The sequence below is a fragment of the Methanosarcina sp. KYL-1 genome (genome assembly GCF_024372725.1).
GTDB lineage: Archaea > Halobacteriota > Methanosarcinia > Methanosarcinales > Methanosarcinaceae > Methanosarcina.
The window spans coordinates 66293-84733 of sequence record NZ_VOUA01000012.1 but is presented as its reverse complement, the minus strand read 5'-3'; the positions used below and the strand labels follow the sequence as shown (position 1 = coordinate 84733).

Below are 18441 nucleotides of genomic sequence, written 5' to 3'. Positions count from 1 at the left end.
TTATGGGCCTTGATACGGTAATCGTAGCGTTCTTCGTAGTTGGAATGATTCTGGTTGTAGCAGGTACTGTAACAATGGGGACCAGTAATCTTCTCGAATCTTCTTATGAAGGATATGCTGCGATTCAAGAAACAACTATGGATAGGCTTCATACTAATATTGAAATTACGAATATCTGGAATAGTTCTGTAGATCCAAATCGCATTTCTATCATGGTTAATAACACAGGCGAAACCAAATTAAATAATTTCGGTCTATGGGACATCATTGTAGTTAAAGATGGTCAGGTATTCTATCTTAAAACTAATAATGAAAACATTACATTTTATAACGATCACATAAATCCCAAAATTCTGGATCCGAATGAATATATTAAAATTGAATTCGATTTTCCAGTTGAATTTAGTTCTACTGATCATTTGATTGTAAAAATCATCACTGAAAACGGTATCACTTCTTCCACAGAATATGTGGTGCCTTGATTCGTATGAAAATATTAATATTCAATTATCATTCAATTATTATTTGATTATTATTTAACTGATTATATTCCGTTAATCGTATTCCGTTAATCGTATTCCATTAATCGTAGTAATTTTCACTGATATGTTTTCGTCTCTTCAGGATAATCTGTAATAGGTGGATAAAATGGGAGAAAAAGAGGATAAAAAGGGCATTATCTCAAGTGGTAATGATGAAATCGATAAAAAGTTGGGTGAGGGCATTCCTTTAGGTTCTCTTGTGCTCATTGAGGGCGAAAATGATACCGGGAAGAGTGTGCTGTGCCAGCAAATGGTGTATGGAGGACTAAACCAGCTTCACAGAATAGCATACTATTCAACCGAGAATACCATTAAAAGTATGCTGGCGCAGATGGAGAGCCTGAGTCTTGATATCTCGGATTTTTATAGCTGGGGCTATTTTAGAATTTTTCCGGTTCATCTTGAGGGTGTCGAATGGACTTCTGATCAAATGAAAGGAACCCTGCATCTTGTTACAACTCATATAAAAAGTATGAAAGAAAAGGTTATTATTATCGATTCTCTTACAATGTTTACCACTTATTCCGATGAAGACAATATTCTTGAGTTTCTTACAAGTTTAAAAAATCTCTGTGACAGGGGATATACAATCTTCATTACCTTACATCAACATGCTTTCAAAGAAGACACACTTGTAAGAATACGGTCTGCATGTGATTGCCATCTATTTCTCAGAAAGGAGCAGCTCACTGACCGCTATATCAGCGTTATGGAAGTCTCAAAAATAAGAGGCGCCAAGAAAAGCACGGGCAATATAGTGAGTTTTGAAGTTCAACCCGGGTTCGGACTAAAGATCATTCCGATCTCACAGGCCAGGGTGTAAAAAGATTTCTAAGCAATTAACCGCGTGGAGTAGACATGGATAGTATTGCAGATAATCTCAGTATTGAGGATGGTAATGTGCTCAATACGGGAGTATACACGAATTTCCCGTTCAAGCCAAAAAAGTATGAGGGACACGACCATTCCAATCTGAAAACATGTAATCTTTACAAGCTTCTCCCTCCGGAAATGAAATCAGAAGTTGAAAAAAATCTTCATCTCCTGGAGTATCTGCATATCCTGCCTATAGATACGATGGGCATACCCAGATATGTCCCTCAGCTTGAATCAAAACATGGAGATATAGAGGCTCCCAACCTGATATACAAGGTAAGTGACAATGTATATGTGCATATTTATCCGAATAAAAATGATGTAAGGAATTTCTATATTCCTATAGAGCCCATACTTCTGACAGGGGTCGGGAAGCTCATTAAAGAACTGGAAATCAAACTTGTAGATTATCTTACCGGGATTGATTTTGACCCTGAAAATCTGGAAGAGAAAGAGAGGATCTTGAGGGAATCTTTAGATGCTATTTGCGTAATCGGTAAGAAAATGACAATTGATAATTCCGGTTCAGGGATCAAAAACTTATTTGGAAAATTACTTGAGTCAGGATCATTTTTGAGTGGAGGTAAAAAAGAGGATAACCATATCTACCTCTCAAAAGAGCAGTACGGCGCTCTGAAATATTCGGTTATCAGGGATAAAATTGGAGTGGGCTTTCTTGATCCGTATATACATGACAGGCATATTGAAGATATAACATGCAATGGTTTGGGGCCCATTTTCATTGAACACAAGGTGTTCAAAGGGTTGAGAAGTGTTATCGAATTTAATGACAACGATGCACTCAATCAATATGTCATAAGGCTTGCAGAAAGGATCGGAAAACCCATCACATTCAAGAACCCCATTGTAGACTCCACGCTCCCGGACGGCTCAAGGATTAATATTGTTTTTGGTGATGATATCAGTAAGAATGGAAGTAATTTCACCATACGGAAATTCAATGAGACCCCTTTCAGTATTCTTCAGATTATAAAAGGCGGAACTATGGATTACAGGATTGCAGCTTACCTCTGGATCCTGATCTCCGAAGGTATGAGCGGTTTTATATGTGGTGAAACTGCAAGCGGTAAAACAACTACATTGAATGGCATTACCGCATTTGTAAACCCTGAAGCAAAATTGGTTTCAATCGAAGATACCCCTGAACTGCAGATCCCTCACAAAAATTGGACCCGAGAAACTACAAGAGGAAGTACAAGGAGCGGTGGAATTGGAGAAGGAAGCGGTTCGGACGTTACGATGTTTGACCTCCTTAAAGCCGCATTAAGGCAGAGGCCAAATTATATCATGGTCGGAGAAATCAGAGGGGTTGAAGGAAACGTGGCATTTCAGGCAATGCAAACAGGCCACCCTGTTATGTCGACTTTTCACGCTGCAACTGTAGAAAAATTGATCCAGAGGGTTACCGCTGAACCTATTAACATCCCTAAAACGTACATCGATAACCTCAACTTTGTCATAATTCAGTCTGCGGTCAGGAGGCCGGACGGCAAACTTGTGAGGAGGATACTCAGTGTAAACGAGGTTCTCGGATTTAATCCGGATAAAGGCGGAATTTCATTCATAGAAGCCTTTTCCTGGGATCCTGTTTCCGATTCCTTTGTTTTCAGTGCCATGGGAAGTTCATATCTCCTGGAGCAAAAAATAGCTACAAGGCTTGGAATTCCAGGTAAGAAGAAAAAAGTAATCTATGAGGAAATAGAAAAACGAGCAAAAATTTTGGAGAGACTGGACAATGAAGGGATTGTAAATTATTACGATTTCTTCAATACGGTTGCAAAGATTACAAAACATGGTATGCTGAGGATTCAATTCTAACCGGGGATATATTTATTTCCCGAAACATCTCGGGCAATCTGAAAACCGGGTAATCTAAAAACGGTGATCTGGATGAAAATATCTGAGCTAAAAAACGTTTTAAGCAAAAGGTATAATTCACAATCTATTTTTAACAAGCTTTCTCATAAGTTCAAACGCTACCAGAAAGAACTCTATATGGGTAATGATCTGCTTTTTTCTCTTACTTATATGGCATCAATTTCAACGGCCAATTTAACAAGAGACAAAATCTTTTCAAGTATCTCTGAGAAAAAAGAATATTGCCCAAGTATCTATTTTAATAAGGTTAGAGAGTTGGCTCAGCATTGGCATTATGATTACGCCAACTCCTGTGAACTTATATCCACAAAAGTAACTCACGAAAGACTGCGTGAACTTTTTAATAGACTGTCCAACGCTATCTCAGCAGGAGAACCTGATAACGAATTTCTCACCAAAGAGTGGAAGTTATATAAAACAAAAAGAAAAGATGAAGTCGAAAGAGATCTTGAAACCACAAAAGAATGGGCAAATGCGTACACAGCTTTGCTTGTTTCCACATCTCTTATAGCTATAATCATATTACTTTCAGTAATTCTATACAATTTAGGTGACCCTGCGCGTACATTGTATTTTGCAATTTTTATTGTTTTTTTAATGGCATTTTTTGGTGTGGGATTGCTTTTTAGAGCTGCTCCTAAGGATGCAAGAGTCCATGGTTTAAAGATAAAATCAAAAGAGCAGGTGTTCATCTATAAGTGGATGTTTCCTACACTTTCTCTGTCTGCTTTCATTGTTATATTATTCACGATACTGCCGGCTTTTATTATCCCGGTTGAATATCCCATTGACATTAAGGGAATTGGAATGGTTTTTGCAGGAATAAGCCTTCTGCCTGTTGGAATTGTGGCAAACAGAGATGTACATAAGGTCAATAAAAGAGATGAAAGTTATACAACTTTTATAAGCAGCCTTGGGTCTATTGTAAGTGGTTCCGGGTTGACAGTTCCAAATGCCCTCTTAAAGATTGATCCCAAAAATCTCGGGGAGCTTAAAGATATGAGCCAGGAACTTTATAAAACACTGGCAACCGGCCTGGACCCCAGGCTGTGTTGGGGAAAGTTTGTTGGAGAGACGGGGAGTTACTTGATATATAAACTGACAAATGTTTTTGTGGATGCTGTAAACCTCGGGGGAAATGCAGAGACAATAGGGGAACTTGTGAGTTCATCCAATCTTGAAATAGTTCTGTTAAGAATGAAGAGGGAACGGATATCCAGTGCATTTACTAACCTTGTCATTCCTCTTCATATATCGATGGTTGCTCTTCTTCTTTTCATCGGTAAGATCCTGACTATTTTTACCACCATTATATCAAGTCTTTTTACCCGGTTTGATATAAATGGGGCTGAACTTGAAGGGATTCCCGGCGGCATAGGCGGCATGAATCTGGGAATTTTCGGGGGGGTTCCTGTCGAATTACTGGGGCAGTTTGTCATAATAGTCATACTTATTCTAACGTTAGCTAATGCCTTAGCAATTATTGCTGTTAAAGGGGGACCCATGTACCTGGCAATATTCTATGGTGGGATTATGTTTATCCTATCCGGTGTATTAATGATCGGGGTTCCTCCTTTAGTGGATTCGGTGTTTTCATTTGATGGATTATTGGACGATATCGCAGGAGGCCTGTAAAATATGGATTTAACTGGTATGATTGAAACAAATTTTACTATACTTATAGGTGTCTTTGTAACGTTGGTGGTTATGGGAACCGCAACTTTATACGATAAATATCAAAGAGAAGGTAAAATCTCATTTAATCCAGGAGAATTTAATCCATTTTCAGCCCTGTACCAAAAATTAAAAAGTTTCGGTTTTGAAGGTTCGAATGGTTTTTCTGTGTACGGTAAAAAGCTAAGTAGTTTAATCCAGAGAATCCCCAACAAAAATAAGCATGAACATGCTGAAATAAAATCCCTGAAATCAATAACTCAAATTCAAAAACTTTTTGGCAATTTGCTAACTAAAATTTCATCCTTTTCGTTCACTTTACCAGGAAAGGGTAATAAGCGCTCTGGTAGAAGATTTGATTTATCATCTGATAATAAGACAAAGGCTTCTAAATTTGGTGGGGCTGAAACCGTTAATGCCTTCAATATTGATAAAATAGTAGAAGCTAAAAAGGATGAATTGGATTTTGATGATGATCTTCTGACTGAAATGTCTACTGGAAGCAGTTTTAAAGATAGTTCTCATGCAGTTAGTACGGTAGATCCATTTTTTGGAGAGGCATCTTCGGATATCGGTGCAGCCCTAAATAGTGATTTAATGTTCGATGATAATGAATTTGATATCGGATTTGGGGCCATGGAGGATGAATCTTCCGAAGATGATCTATTATTCAGTACTGGCTCTGAAGATCTAAATTTTGGTGATGAAAGTGACAGTTTATTGGATTCACTAAAGAAAGATATTGTTATTACTAAAGAAGAAAAAATCGATTTCATGGCTGATATGCGTGGGGAAAATTTGGATTTGAAATTATTGAAATCTGACCTTGAGGATGTTCTTGGGAATTTGAAAAAATACAGGCAGCATTCAAATCATAACTGATTAATGGTTTATGATAAAGGATGGTAAAAAAATTATTCAGAAAATACAAAACACCTGCCGAATGTAGGTATAATCATCAGTTTAGCTGTTTAATCAGCCTTATCTCCGCAGGTGGGATACATTCTCCCTCAAAATCCGAGCCTTCATATGGAGGTTTTAGGGAGGGGTAGCTCGTGTGGAAGTATTTCAGATAAAACAGAACTAAAATGTTAATGTAATATTATATAACAATGAACAAAGGTAAGTGATGAAAAAATGGTTGATGCAAAATACGTCGGACTTATAGTTTTAGCAGTATTTTCAGGATCGATGCTTGTATACACATGGCTGTCATTGTATAACAGGTTTGATTATAGTGTGATGTTCTATGCGGCGCTTCTTATACTCTCTTTTTCTATGATGTTGATAAGGAGATAAAAATAAGTTCTGAGGATTTTCGAGAGCCCTGGCAAATTAAGCGCCATGCTTAAGATGCCTCCTCCTAAATTTGCTGAAGTCGGAGGTTAATCGAAATCCTCAGATTCCTCATAATTCTTCTATAGAAATCTTCTCTGGATTCCTCATAATTCTTCAATAAAATTTCAGCAAATGTGCGTTTTTTCATATTAATTTGGCAGGCTGAAAGTCTCCTTCCTCAAAAACTAAACCTTCAGGTGATGTTTTCGGGAGGGGCCGTTCACAAAATTAAAAATGGCAGGCAAGCCGGAGCTTACCTGACGATCACAACGACCGTGCCGCTTACATCAAGGACATCGACTTCCCTGCCGCCGGAAATGACTTCTTTTCTGATTTCCACGGCTTCGGGTTCGAGTTCGATTGCCTCTCCGTTTACGGTCACACTTATTTTTCCTGAAGCTGCCTGGGCTTCAACTGCAGCGGGGTCTTCTGCCTTGAGGGCTTTTACGACGGCTCCGGCTTCCTTCCTGAAGCGGGGCCCGAGGAGGCCCATATTGGGCTTGACTTCAACAGGCACGTACTCGAAGGTCGGTGCTCCTTCCATCAGTTCCACTTCCGAGTTCGTGGCGCCTGCGATGTCTCCCGTATCGATGGCTGCGTTGTAGACCTCTATCTTCTTTAAGGGAGCGTTTAAGGCCATTCCGAGGTCGGACTTGTACCTGCGGACTTCGCTGGTGATGCCTTTTATTAATTCCCCTGCGGCTTCGGCTTCCTCGCTGATAAAGCTTTCATCGACTGCAGGCCAGGCCTGCATGTGCACGCTTTCTTCGCTGAACCTGGAGTACAGCTCTTCTGCAAAGAAGGGAACGAAGGGTGCAAGCAGGTGGGAAAGGGTTTTAATTGCCCTGTAAAGGACATACTGGGCGGCTTTCCTGCCTTCGGGCTCGTCCCCGTAGAGCCTGCCTTTCACGAGTTCCAGGTAGTTGTCAGCCAGGACTTCCCAGGCAAAGCCCCTGATCGCCTTGAAGGTGGAATCGAACTGGTATCCGTCCAGTTCTTTTGTGGAGGAGTCCACAAGCCTGTTCAGCTTGCTGAGGAGCCACCTGTCAATTGTCAGGAGGGAGTCTGTCGGGAAGTTTTCGGCATCTTCTTCTCCGAAGTCCTTCAGGTGGGACATGGAGAAGCGGTAGATGCTCCACATCTTCTGGAGGAAACGAGATGCTGAGACCACGTCTTTCCAGCGGAACATCACGTCCGAACCTGTGGAGCCGCCAACAGCGCCCCACTGGCGGAAGGCGTCTGCGCAGTACTGTGTGGTCACTTCTTCGGGGGAGATGACGTTTCCGAGGGACTTGCTCATCTTGTGCCCGTCGGGCCCGAGCACCATCCCGTTGACCATGATGGAGTCCCAGGGGCGCTTGCCTTCAAGGGCGAGGCTGCGCAGGATCGTATAGAAGGCCCAGGTCCGGATGATGTCGTGCCCCTGGGGGCGGATCTGTGCGGGCAGGCGGAGGTCATGCTCGCTTTCCCAGCCAGAGACGTGCAGGGCCGTAATCGAGGAGTCCATCCAGGTGTCCAGCACATCGGTTTCCGGCTCAAAGTCTGTGGAACCGCAGGCACATGCCCTCTTTGGTGCGTTCTCGTTCGGGTCAATCGGGAGCCAGCTTTCCTCGGCGATCATTACTTCCCCGCACTGCTTGCAGTACCAGATGGGAATCGGGGTTGCAAAGATCCTCTGCCTTGAAATGCACCAGTCCCATTCCATTGTGCCGGTCCAGTTCTGGAGCCTGACTTTCATGTACTCGGGGTACCAGTTAATCTCGTCTGCGGCTTTCAGGATGCCCTCATGGTTGATTTTTACGAACCACTGGGGTTCGGAAAGGATTTCGATGGGGGTGTCACAGCGCCAGCAGAGCCCCACGTTCTGGTCCAGGGGCTTCTGGTCGTAGAGGAAAGTCCCGGCTTTCAGGTCGGAAATGACGGCTTCCCTGCATTCGGTGATGCCCATGCCTGCGTACTTGCCTGCCGCTTTCGTCATTTTGCCCTGTTTGTCGATGGCTTTGATAAGGGGCAGGCTGTACTTCGCCCACCAGCGCACGTCCTGCTTGTCCCCGAAGGTACAGATCATCACGGCTCCGGTCCCGAACCCTGGCTCTACGGCGTCGTCTGCAATCAGGGGGACCTGCTGCCCGAAGAGGGGCACGGTGATTGTCTGGCCAAGGTATGCTTTGTAGCGCTCGTCTTTGGGGTTTACGGCAACAGCAACACAGGCTGCCATGAGCTCGGGCCTTGTTGTGGCGATGTCGACCTTATCGAAGTGGACGAAGTTAAGCTTCGTCTGCCCGGCATCGTACTCGACTTCCGCAAAAGCGATGGCTGTTTCACAGCGAGGGCACCAGTTGACCGGGTGGTCTTCGTGGTAAATGTGTCCGCCGTTATACATCCTGACAAAGGACTTCTGGGTCTTTACGAAATACGAGGGCTCCATAGTGACGAATTCGTTGCTCCAGTCCACGGAAAAACCCAGGCGCAGCATGGTCTTTCTCATCTTGTCGATGTTGCCTTCGGTCATTTCCCGGCACATCCGCCGGAACTCCGCTCTTGGGACCTGGTTTTTCGTTATTCCATGGGTCTCTTCCACCTTGACTTCCGTGGGCAGGCCGTGGCAGTCCCAGCCCTGGGGGAACATCACGTTGTACCCGCGCATACGCTTATAGCGGGCAACGAAATCGATGTAGCACCAGTTAAGTGCGTTTCCGATATGGAAATTGCCTGTGGGGTAAGGGGGAGGGGTGTCGATGATGTACTGGGGGCGGGTGTCTTCTCCCCAGTTGAAGTGGTACATGGAGAGGTTCCATTTCTCCATCCACTTTTCTTCAACCTCGTTTGCGTTATATTCTTTTGGAATTTCCGATTCTGTCATACAGACACTCCGGTAGATAAAAAATAATTAATATGCTATGGGCTTTAACAGGGGTTTGTGCATATTTAACTTTTCGCTAATTAGGCCTACCTGTAAGGGAGTTAGGGATAAAAAGGTAAGGATATTTCTCTCATCAAATGATGAAAGTTAGCCGAAGTGAGTTCTTTCAAAAAAAGTTCTTCAGATTTTGATCTAACTTATCAATAGTCTTTATTTCTATTAAATACGCTGATGGTCAATTTGTATTCGACTGGTATCATATCTCAGTAAGTATGTCTATAATTCTTATGGGAAAACGAGGTCCAAAAACGCTATTCACTAATGTTGCCTGTCCTTATAAGGAATGTGAACTCTATGGCCAAACCGGTCAAGAGAATGTTACTGGAAATGGGACATACATAAGCCGTGGGGAAAAAACAAGAAGATACATTTGCCATCACTGCGGCAAAGCATTTTGTGACCATACAGGCACTTTCTATCATGATCTTCGCAAAGATGAGAAAACCATCGACTTAGCTCTAAAAATGTCCATGAAAGGTATGAGTACTGAAGCCATTTCAGAGGTTTTAGAGGTCGAACCAGCTAGCGTAAAACGATGGTTAGCCCGTGCAGCTGAGCAATGTGATAAAGTAAATGATACTATGACGAAGGATCTGAATGTACCAAAGGTAGAAATGGGCGAGATGTGGGTGATAGTTAAAAAAAATAGTTCCAAGAATGGAAGTGTATGAAGATGATGGGCTATGGATGTGGGTAGCTTTTGCACCAAATTCCAGGTTAATAATTGATTTTATACCTGACCTTCAGGCAGGACAACAATAGAGTTTCAAGAAAAACAATAGGATTTTCTAAAGTGACAAAATGGTTAGTAAATCAAATGAAGCTCTACTGTGCCCACTTTAACTTCTGTAGAGAGCATGGTGAATTGAAGTACAAAGATGAAAGAGGCGTTAAATGTAGAAATACACCTGCAAGAGAATCAGGGATAACCGATTCAAAGTGGACACTACGAGACCTTCTAACATTTAAGGGTTTCAAAACACCAATCATATAACAATGGACGACCAGAATAAAAGGAATAAAGGAAATAAAATTGTATAAAAACGAAAGGTATTGGTTTAGAACCTCAAAAACAGTCGGAGGCCTGAACAATCAGATGTTATGGGTGGAAATTGGACCATCATCTCCTTATAAGATTTCCGCTTTAGATTTTCATTTGAGATTTCCGCTTAAGATCCGGTTTGAGATCTCGCTTAATACCTCTTTGGCTTGCGTTTAGCATAGCACTCCCTGCAGTAGACCGGCCTGTCAGGGTCCGGTTTAAAGGGCACCTCCGTTTCTTTGCCGCAATCCGCGCATGTTGCTTTGTGCATCTGCTGCGGCTCTCTGCTCTCTCTACCGTAACCGCGTTCTCTGCCGAAACCCCGTTCCTTACTCTGGGAACCCCTATCTTTGCTCTGGAAACTTTTTCGTTCCATATATTATCCCCTTATAGTTCATGCCTGGAGTTCATATCAAGTAATTCAAAAGAGCCGCACTTATTAATGTATAATTCCTGAGCGGGTCTCGATGAACTAATTGACTGATAAATATCTGGTATGATAATATTTATTGTTGTTGTGTTAAGTCCCGGCCTTTTGGGGATTGACAAAAATGTTTCGGTTTCCAGGCCCGTAATATTGTCCTCTAAAGCTCTTTCCCTGGATTTACAGGAAAACTTTAAGAACATATTCTCCGGAATACCTTCCGAGTTAAAGGTGCTCCTGAACTACAAATCGAAGATTGAATTAATGGATTGAATCAAAAACTGAATTAATAGATTGAATTTATCGTGTGTAAAGTTAAACAAAAACAGGTCAGATGTAACTTTATGATCGCAATCAATTTTCTCATCCTTTTAGCCGGCCTGGTTCTCCTGGTCAAGGGCTCGGATTACTTTGTAAAATCCGCCTCAACGATTGCAAAAAAACTGGGGGTTTCGGAATTTGTAATCGGGCTGACCCTGGTCGCAGTTGGGACCTCGATCCCCGAACTTGCGTCTTCGATTGCGGCTTCTCTTCAGCAGGCAAGCGGGATCGTAATCGGAAACGTGGTAGGCTCAAACATTGCGAATATAGCCCTCATTGTGGGGCTGGCGGCTTTTCTCTCCCCTGTAAGGACGGAACCTGAGATGCTGAGGAGAGACGGCTACATCATGCTTTTTGCAGCTCTGCTCTTCTTTGCCTTTGCCCTCAACGAAGCCCTTTCAAGGCTGGAAGCGGCTGTCTTTGTGCTGCTTTACCTGGCTTATGTATTTTTCCTCTTTGAGGACAAGCCCAAACATAAAGGCAGTTTATATTTCAAGGAGTTTTTGACATATTTCATTAAGTTTGAATACGTAAACAGCATGAGGAAAAAAATAAACACTGCTAGCTGGGACAGGAACTCAACCCTGACCGAGGAACAGGCCCTGGCCCGAAAAGATCTTGGAAAGGACATCCTTACCCTGGCCGCAGGCGGCGCAGCAGTCATTCTCGGGGCAAAGTATTTCGTAGCGCAGTCGATCTTTTTTGCCCAGATGCTGAACATCCCGGACACCATCATAGGCACCACGCTGGTCGCAGTTGGTACCTCTCTTCCGGAACTGATGGTGACGGTGTCTGCTGCCCGAAAAGGGTACGGAAGCATAGCCCTGGGGAATGTGATAGGCTCAAACATCACAAACATCTTTTTGATCCTCGGGATTTCAGGGCTGCTGTTCCCCATAAATGTCGCAGAGATCAGCCTCTTCCTTACAACTCCCTTCATGATATTCATAAGCGTGGTTATGCTCGTGTTTATCAGCACCGGATGGGAAATAAAAAAGTGGGAAGGAGTCGCTTTGATGCTGTTTTACGCGGCCTTTCTGGTAGTGCTGCTCAATGTGAGCTGAAAAAAATCCTGGCTTTGCATAAGCTTTTTTATTATTCACTTTTTTCACTTTTTTAATCCGGATTCCAATCCGCGATATTATTCATTTCTTTTATCCGGTTGGCGGGCCGCTATCCTAAGGTTTGGGATGGGCAATTTAGTTTATCCAGGCTAATCTCACCAATAAGCTATTATATTTTTAACTCAAAAAATTAATACGGTGTAGAGGATGAGAAATCTGTTACTTATAGGGGTAGGAACCTTTGTAATTGCTCTTATTGCCGCATTCTTACTTGAAGACCCAACAGTTATCCTGAAAATAGCCGGCTCAGTCGGCCTGATTTTTCTGGTAGTGGCAGGGATTTTATCAGGTTCTTTTCTTAGCGGAAACCGGATCAGGGCAAATTATTATTCACAAGGAGAAGACGAGCGCAAAGAAAAAAGTAAATTATCCTCAGATTTATTTTTTACAGGGTTGCTTACTATTGTTTTGTCGGCTATTGCGTACTATTTAATGAAATAATAACTGAAACAATGGAAACAGAAAATACTCATGGTTTCTTAAAATCTCCTTTCATACTTCTTAAAAAAGCCCGGCATCCGGAAACCCAAAACCTAAATCCTTTCCAATCCTAATATAAGAGTCCGGAGATAAGTACGGATAGGGGGAACAAAATGCCTACAATCGTTCATTTCGATATCCCGGCCGACGACACGGAGCGAGCAAGGAAATTTTACTCTGAACTTTTTGACTGGAAGTTTGAAAGGCCTCCGGGGCCTCCTATGGAATACTACCTGGTCGAAACCGAAGACCTTGAAGGAGAAGCAGGCCCCGGGGGCGGGCTCGGAAAAAGAGGAGCCCCCGACCAGAGGATGATGAACTATATAGGGGTCCCGTCGGTAGATGAATACCTTGCAAAGGTAGAAAAACTCGGGGGAAAAGTACTGATGCAAAAGACCGTCGTGCCCGGATGGGGATATCTGGCAATCTGCAAGGATACCGAGGATAACACTTTCGGGCTCTGGGAAGATAATGAGTAAGCAAAATAAGAAATCAGTAGAAAGAAGAAATAAACAGAGATAGAAGAAATAAAGGTAAAAAATTAATAAAGATTTTTTCTTCAAAATGTTTATTTCAAAATATTTTTCTGATTATTTCTTGAGTTTTATCTTTTCCTACCTATGAAGTAATAGGCTGCAGCTCCAAATATCCCAAAGACCAGGGCAACTACTATCCAGACGATTTTCATAATGTCGCTCAGGCCTCTGTTCCTGGTCAGCACGTCATAAATGACCCATATAACTGACGCAAGCGCAATTAATCCCCAGATGTTTGTCAACAGACTCATCCAAAACCTCCTTAATAATTGAAAGAAAGCTATTTTAATAATTTAAAGAATATACTCCTGAATATATAAAAATTTGCTTTAACCATTTGTCACTGCTGCCATACTTAGAAGTGTCTGCCTTCTTCAGGAGAAAACATGCTTCTGAAAAATCATACTTCATAAAAAAATATGTTAGTATATATATGCCTGGTTTACCGTTGAGCCCTGGAGCTTTTTTCAGGAACTATTTCGGGCAATTTCCGGATCAGTGCTCCAGCGTTTGCCTTGCAGCATCCACTTTTGCCTTCAGCCTTTCATTATCGAGAGGTTTTTTGAGGTAAGCGTCGGCGCCTGCCGCGAAACATTTCCTTAGGTCTTCTTCCCGGTCTTTCCCGCTCAGCAAGATTATGCAAATGCCGCTGGTTCCGGGGTCTTTTTTTGCTTTCTCGCAGACTTCTATGCCTTTTATTTTAGGCATCTCCCAGTCGAGAAGGGCAATTTCCGGAGGATTGGCTCCTTTAAGGACTTCCCACGCGTCGTCTCCGTTCCGGGTTGAAATGACCTCATAACCCCATTTGGTCAACATAGTCTTAAGCCAAAGATTGGAGATCGGTTCGTCTTCGGCAATAAGGATTTTCACAGGGGCTCCTCCTTACCGGATACCTGCACTGAGAGGAATTTCAGGAGAACAGGCTCCAGCTCTTCAAGCCTGCTTTTTAATTCGTCGAGTTTTTCGGATGCTTCTTCCATTTTGTTTTCTCTTCCTATTTTTTCAAGTTCCTGAGCCGATTTGAAAACCCTGTTTGTACATATGCTCCCTGCCGCACTTTTCAACGTATGGGCAGCCTTTCCGAGTTCCTCCGGGTTGCCCTCCTCCACAGCTTTGCTTATGGAGCATAATAATTCGGAGGAGGTATCCAGGAAAATCCGTATCATTTCTTTTAAGAGAGGCTCGTCGCCTTCAGTCCTCAGAAGCCCGTTTTCCATGTCGAACACTTCGCTGGAAGAAACTTCAAAAGGCGAAGAAATCGTTTTACCTTTCTTACACTTTCCCCTTTCCAGAAATTCAAGAGCCTTAAAAAGCTCTTCTTTCCTCAGGGGCTTCGGGATATAATCATTCATCCCTGCATCCATACATTTCACCCTGTCCTCCTGCATGGCCCGGGCAGTAAGGGCGATTACCGGGATGTCGTGCCTCATCACATCAGATGCCGGGTCCCTTATCCGCCTGGTAGCTTCTATTCCGTCCATTCCCGGCATCTGTACATCCATCAGTACGGCATCGAAATCTTTCTTCGAAAGGAGATCCAGCACTTCTTCCCCATTACATGCAATGGTCACCTTATGCCCTCTCTTTTCAAGCAGGCCGACAACAAGCTTCTGATTTATCGGATGGTCTTCGGCAAGGAGGATGTCCAGGCCCTTCACAGTAGGGATCTTTTTCCCGTATCCCACTTCATTCTCTTTTACGCCCTTTATTTCTATTCCGTCACCTTTACCCGGATAGCTGTCTTTCCCTGCAGCCCGTCTTTCTTCGGGACTTCCGGGACTTCCGGACCTTTTTCCTTTATTTACACGGACAGTGAAATAGAATGTACTCCCTTTCCCAACTTCACTCTCAACCCAGATCCGACCGCCCATAAGCTCCACTAGCCGGGAGGATATTGATAAACCGAGACCTGTTCCACCATATTTCCTTGTTACGGAAGCATCGGCCTGGGTAAAGGAATCGAAGATCTGTTCAAGGCTTTTGGGGGGTATGCCTGTTCCGGTGTCCCTTACCTTGAAAAGGAGGATAAGCTCTTCGTCATCAATCGGTCCCCCGGCTTCAAAGGGTTCCACGCTAAGGACAACTTCCCCTTTCTCCGTGAACTTTATTGCATTGCCAATAAGGTTGAACAAAACCTGTTTCAGCCGGATAGGATCCCCAATAACGGCATCCGGAACACCGGCCTTCAAGTATCCGAGGAGTTTTATTCCTCTGGAGTTTGCCCTTCCGGCCAGGATACCCAGGATATGGGAGATTGAACTTCTCAGGTCAAAATCAATGTTCTCAAGTACCATTTTGCCCTGCTCGATCCTGGAAAATTCAAGGATATCGTCGATTACGGAAAGAAGGGATTCTGCAGAAACATGGGCCAGCTTAAGGTATTCCCTCTGTTCCTCATTTAAGTCCGTATCCAGCAGAAGCTCCAGCATCCCCATAACCGCATTCATGGGAGTGCGGATTTCATGGCTCATGTTAGCCAGGAATTCCCCCTTGGCTTTATTTGCGGTTTCGGCAGCTTCTTTGGCTCTAAGAAGCTGTTCTTCCATTTGTTTTCTCTCTGTAATATCGAGGGTAGTCCCGAACATCCTGACCGGCTTTCCGGCCTCATTCCGGGTAATCTCCCCCTGGTCATGAACGCAGCGCACCGTGCCGTCGGGCAGAATGATTCGGTATTCCACATTGAAGGAATAGTTTTCTTCCCTGACCAGCCGCCCTGCCTCCCGGACACGGGCCCGGTCTTCAGGGTGGACCCGCAAAAGAACCTCTTCAAATGAAAGTTCTTCATCGGGCCTGCAGCCCCACACGGACTTCAGTTCCTCTGACCAGGAGACTTCACCGGTCCGGATATTCCAGGAGTAGTTGCCCAGATGCGCTATCTTCTGAGCCCTGGAAAGGTCAGACTCACTTTCCCTCAGGGCCTCTTCAGCAGCCCTGCGCTCCGTAATATCCTGCGTCGTGCCAATTACGCGCAGCAGCTCGCCCTTTGAATTCCTGTAAGCTCGCCCTTTCACTGAAAAATAGCGGATGGTGCCGTCAGGCCGGATGATGCCGTGTTCGAGCTTATATTCGTCCGTCTTTCCTTCCAGCACTTCCTGTACTGCTTCCTGCATCTTTTTGTTATCTTCATGGGGCATAATTTTATTGGACAGTTCGAGCAAACTCTCACGCGTCTGGAGAAATTCCTCCCTGGATACCCCTACCAGACGAAAGAGGTTTTCGTCCCAGGTCATGCTGTTGCTGGCAACGTCCCAATCCCAGGTCCCCATCCCTGTGGCCTCAAGTGCCAGGTCCAGGCGTTCTTTTGCTACCAGGAGCTCATCGGTTCGTTTTTTAAGTTCTTCTTCTACCTGCTTGCGCTCGGTGATGTCAAAACACGAACCTACAAGCCCGACAGCTTTTCCATCCCCGTCTTTGAGTAAATTTAGAGATGCGTGTGCATCGAACAGTGTCCCATCTTTCCTTCTGGCAACCAGTTCCCCAACCCATTCTCCTCTAGCCCTGCATTCCTTTCCGGCCTGCAGTACTTCCGACGGAGAATCCCAGAACAGGGAAGCTGGACACCCCAGAAGTTCTTCAGCTTCGTATCCCCACATTTTGAGAACGACAGGGTTCACAGACTTCAGGTTCCCTGCAAAATCCGTGGTAATGAGGGCAATATTTGAAGATTCGGCTGCCCAGCTAAGCAGTTTCAGTTTTTCCTGTAATTGCAACTCTTCCTGAGCTGCAATTAGTTCCTCTTCAGCCCCTCCTTTTTCAGTGATATCCCTGATTTCATCCATAGTTCAATATCACCTATTCACAAAACAGCATAACCATTTTTCAGGACAGGATTATATCAGTTATAGTAAGAAAAGATCTACAAATATAAATGAATAGTTATTATATATAAACCTGTTCAAATATTTTAACAGTTTGTCAGTAAGAGCAATATCATTTATAATTAGGAGTAATATCAGGCTAAAGATAGGAGTATAATATCAGGCTAAAGATAGGAGTATAATATTGGACTTAATCCCTGAATGATCAGGATGAATGTTCTTCAAAAATCCCTGAAAAAAAGAAAATTTGGACCGAATTGAAAGAAACGCCCCGATTCAGTCCACCAGCGTGAAGTACATTCTCCTGTTGTTCTTTCCCTTGTTCTGAAGCTTCTCAATTTTGATTCCCCTGATCTCCCCCGTATTCTTCAGGTGCGTCCCTCCGCAGGCTTCGATGGTTATCCCTTCTATTTCCACAAGGCGGACTTCCTTTATTTCGTCGGAGAAACCTTTAGCCAGGGTTGTGAGCCTTGAAAGTTTTTCCTCGGCCTCTTCGCGGCTTATCAGGTAGAAATTAACGGGATGGTTTGAAGCTATCACGTCGTTTGCCATCTTTTCATATTCGGCAAACTTATCGCGATCAAAGGCTTCAAGGCTGAAGTCTACACGGCTCTGGTCAAGCCCGAGCTGGTTTCCGGTGATCTGGGCCCCGGCTTCCTTTTCAATAACGTTGGCAACAACATGGGTGGCGGTGTGCATGCGCATGTGCCTGTAGCGGCGGTCCCAGTCAATGACCCCTTTCACCCTGTCCCCGGGTTTAAGGCTAGTAGAAGGGGCATCTCCTGCAGGGGCTATTTCATGGCTGATTTCGCCATTGAACTTGCCGACATAGACGACCTCGAACCCGACTCCGTCTTCCTCACGGATCAGCCTTCCGGTATCGTTAGGCTGGCCTCCGCTTTCCGGGTAGAAGGCGGTCCGGTCAAGGACAACGTATTTATCGTCGGTGACTTTTTCCACGGTTGCTTCGAATTCTTTCAGGTAACAGTCAAGGTAGTAAAGCACTTCCGTCATGAATGAACCTCAAAAATTTCTGTGAGTTAAGTGAAGAGTTAAGTGAATAATTTCAACGGGAGGATACGGTAAAGCACACTTGAATATCGTACTGGAATATTATAGTAAGAAGGTAAATGAAATATTCCTTTAAATGAATTTCTAAATCATTTAATTTCTAAATCATTTAATTTCTAAATCATTTAATTTCTAAATCATTTAATTTCTAAATCATTTAATTTCTAAATCATTTAATTTCTAAATCATTTAATTTCTAAATCATTTAATTTCTAAGTCATTAAACCTCATACATTGATTCTGAAGTTGTCTACAATATATTGAAATTTCAACCAGGTTGAAATGGATTTAATCCAGACAAAGCAACCTTAATCCCATCGTCCAGTTATCCACAAAAACCTTTTTTGATCTATTTTTCAGGTGCCGTTACTCG

The 18441-nt window shown here is 43.5% G+C and carries 15 protein-coding genes and 1 pseudogene; 10 read left to right on the top strand and 6 right to left on the bottom strand.

The genetic code is table 11. The features are described from left to right. Positions 1-2: 2 nt before the first annotated feature. The 5 genes from FTO70_RS09950 (at position 3) to FTO70_RS09930 (ending at position 5873) form a co-directional block, all read left to right on the top strand. Positions 3-482, top strand: a complete 480-nt coding sequence (locus FTO70_RS09950) for a flagellar protein FlaF (protein WP_255335601.1) — start codon at positions 3-5, stop codon at positions 480-482. Positions 483-648: 166 nt separating this feature from the next. Beyond that, positions 649-1365 carry an ATPase domain-containing protein gene (locus FTO70_RS09945; RefSeq protein ID WP_255335600.1) on the top strand — a complete coding sequence of 239 codons (717 nt, stop codon included), beginning with the start codon at positions 649-651 and terminating at the stop codon, positions 1363-1365. Between the two features lie 35 nt (positions 1366-1400). After that, on the top strand, positions 1401-3257 hold the full coding sequence (locus FTO70_RS09940) for a type II/IV secretion system ATPase subunit (protein WP_255335599.1): 1857 nt from the start codon (positions 1401-1403) through the stop codon (positions 3255-3257). Positions 3258-3329: 72 nt separating this feature from the next. Next, on the top strand, positions 3330-4952 hold the full coding sequence (gene flaJ, locus FTO70_RS09935; protein ID WP_255335598.1) for an archaellar assembly protein FlaJ: 1623 nt from the start codon (positions 3330-3332) through the stop codon (positions 4950-4952). Between the two features lie 3 nt (positions 4953-4955). Next, on the top strand, positions 4956-5873 hold the full coding sequence (locus FTO70_RS09930) for a hypothetical protein (protein WP_255335597.1): 918 nt from the start codon (positions 4956-4958) through the stop codon (positions 5871-5873). A 709-nt stretch (positions 5874-6582) separates the two neighbouring features. Here FTO70_RS09930 and FTO70_RS09925 read toward each other — a convergent pair. Further along, complete coding sequence (locus tag FTO70_RS09925) at positions 6583-9192, bottom strand: valine--tRNA ligase (RefSeq protein WP_255335596.1); 2610 nt, start codon at positions 9190-9192, stop codon at positions 6583-6585. A gap of 287 nt (positions 9193-9479) precedes the next feature. Here FTO70_RS09925 and FTO70_RS09920 point away from each other — a divergent pair. Further along, positions 9480-10246, top strand: a pseudogene (locus FTO70_RS09920) (hypothetical protein). Between the two features lie 199 nt (positions 10247-10445). On the opposite strand, the gene FTO70_RS09915 reads toward FTO70_RS09920, so the two are convergent. Then, the gene (locus tag FTO70_RS09915) at positions 10446-10670 is read right to left on the bottom strand and encodes a CxxC-x17-CxxC domain-containing protein (protein ID WP_255335595.1); all 225 of its coding nucleotides are present in this window, start codon (positions 10668-10670) and stop codon (positions 10446-10448) included. 120 nt (positions 10671-10790) lie between these two features. Between FTO70_RS09915 and FTO70_RS09910 the strand changes: the two genes are divergently transcribed. The 4 genes from FTO70_RS09910 (at position 10791) to FTO70_RS09895 (ending at position 13122) form a co-directional block, all read left to right on the top strand. Continuing rightward, on the top strand, positions 10791-10991 hold the full coding sequence (locus tag FTO70_RS09910) for a hypothetical protein (protein ID WP_255335594.1): 201 nt from the start codon (positions 10791-10793) through the stop codon (positions 10989-10991). A 71-nt stretch (positions 10992-11062) separates the two neighbouring features. Further along, positions 11063-12103 carry a calcium/sodium antiporter gene (locus FTO70_RS09905; RefSeq protein ID WP_255335593.1) on the top strand — a complete coding sequence of 347 codons (1041 nt, stop codon included), beginning with the start codon at positions 11063-11065 and terminating at the stop codon, positions 12101-12103. A 207-nt stretch (positions 12104-12310) separates the two neighbouring features. Next, positions 12311-12604 (top strand): DUF5316 domain-containing protein, encoded by a 294-nt coding sequence (locus tag FTO70_RS09900; protein ID WP_255335592.1) that lies wholly within the window; start codon positions 12311-12313, stop codon positions 12602-12604. Between the two features lie 152 nt (positions 12605-12756). Continuing rightward, complete coding sequence (locus FTO70_RS09895) at positions 12757-13122, top strand: VOC family protein (protein WP_255335591.1); 366 nt, start codon at positions 12757-12759, stop codon at positions 13120-13122. A 125-nt stretch (positions 13123-13247) separates the two neighbouring features. Here FTO70_RS09895 and FTO70_RS09890 read toward each other — a convergent pair whose 3' ends face one another. The 4 genes from FTO70_RS09890 to alaXM all read right to left on the bottom strand — a co-directional run bounded on the left by FTO70_RS09890 (position 13248) and on the right by alaXM (position 18011). Then, on the bottom strand, positions 13248-13430 hold the full coding sequence (locus tag FTO70_RS09890; RefSeq protein WP_255335590.1) for a PLDc N-terminal domain-containing protein: 183 nt from the start codon (positions 13428-13430) through the stop codon (positions 13248-13250). Positions 13431-13674: 244 nt separating this feature from the next. After that, complete coding sequence (locus FTO70_RS09885; protein WP_255335589.1) at positions 13675-14049, bottom strand: response regulator; 375 nt, start codon at positions 14047-14049, stop codon at positions 13675-13677. Beyond that, positions 14046-16958 carry a PAS domain S-box protein gene (locus tag FTO70_RS09880; RefSeq protein ID WP_255335588.1) on the bottom strand — a complete coding sequence of 971 codons (2913 nt, stop codon included), beginning with the start codon at positions 16956-16958 and terminating at the stop codon, positions 14046-14048. Before FTO70_RS09880 ends, FTO70_RS09885 begins: the two co-directional genes overlap by 4 nt. A 315-nt stretch (positions 16959-17273) precedes the next feature. After that, positions 17274-18011, bottom strand: a complete 738-nt coding sequence (alaXM, locus tag FTO70_RS09875) for an alanyl-tRNA editing protein AlaXM (RefSeq protein WP_255335587.1) — start codon at positions 18009-18011, stop codon at positions 17274-17276. Positions 18012-18441 lie beyond the last annotated feature (430 nt).

What these genes read in the sequence shown, in the direction of transcription:
- FTO70_RS09950 (WP_255335601.1), top strand. Translation starts at nt 3, where the DNA reads ATGGGCCTTGATACGGTAATCGTAGCGTTCTTCGTAGTTGGAATGATT.
- FTO70_RS09945 (WP_255335600.1), top strand. Translation starts at nt 649, where the DNA reads ATGGGAGAAAAAGAGGATAAAAAGGGCATTATCTCAAGTGGTAATGAT.
- FTO70_RS09940 (WP_255335599.1), top strand. Translation starts at nt 1,401, where the DNA reads ATGGATAGTATTGCAGATAATCTCAGTATTGAGGATGGTAATGTGCTC.
- flaJ (WP_255335598.1), top strand. Translation starts at nt 3,330, where the DNA reads ATGAAAATATCTGAGCTAAAAAACGTTTTAAGCAAAAGGTATAATTCA.
- FTO70_RS09930 (WP_255335597.1), top strand. Translation starts at nt 4,956, where the DNA reads ATGGATTTAACTGGTATGATTGAAACAAATTTTACTATACTTATAGGT.
- FTO70_RS09925 (WP_255335596.1), bottom strand. Translation starts at nt 9,192, where the DNA reads ATGACAGAATCGGAAATTCCAAAAGAATATAACGCAAACGAGGTTGAA.
- FTO70_RS09915 (WP_255335595.1), bottom strand. Translation starts at nt 10,670, where the DNA reads ATGGAACGAAAAAGTTTCCAGAGCAAAGATAGGGGTTCCCAGAGTAAG.
- FTO70_RS09910 (WP_255335594.1), top strand. Translation starts at nt 10,791, where the DNA reads ATGATAATATTTATTGTTGTTGTGTTAAGTCCCGGCCTTTTGGGGATT.
- FTO70_RS09905 (WP_255335593.1), top strand. Translation starts at nt 11,063, where the DNA reads ATGATCGCAATCAATTTTCTCATCCTTTTAGCCGGCCTGGTTCTCCTG.
- FTO70_RS09900 (WP_255335592.1), top strand. Translation starts at nt 12,311, where the DNA reads ATGAGAAATCTGTTACTTATAGGGGTAGGAACCTTTGTAATTGCTCTT.
- FTO70_RS09895 (WP_255335591.1), top strand. Translation starts at nt 12,757, where the DNA reads ATGCCTACAATCGTTCATTTCGATATCCCGGCCGACGACACGGAGCGA.
- FTO70_RS09890 (WP_255335590.1), bottom strand. Translation starts at nt 13,430, where the DNA reads ATGAGTCTGTTGACAAACATCTGGGGATTAATTGCGCTTGCGTCAGTT.
- FTO70_RS09880 (WP_255335588.1), bottom strand. Translation starts at nt 16,958, where the DNA reads ATGGATGAAATCAGGGATATCACTGAAAAAGGAGGGGCTGAAGAGGAA.
- alaXM (WP_255335587.1), bottom strand. Translation starts at nt 18,011, where the DNA reads ATGACGGAAGTGCTTTACTACCTTGACTGTTACCTGAAAGAATTCGAA.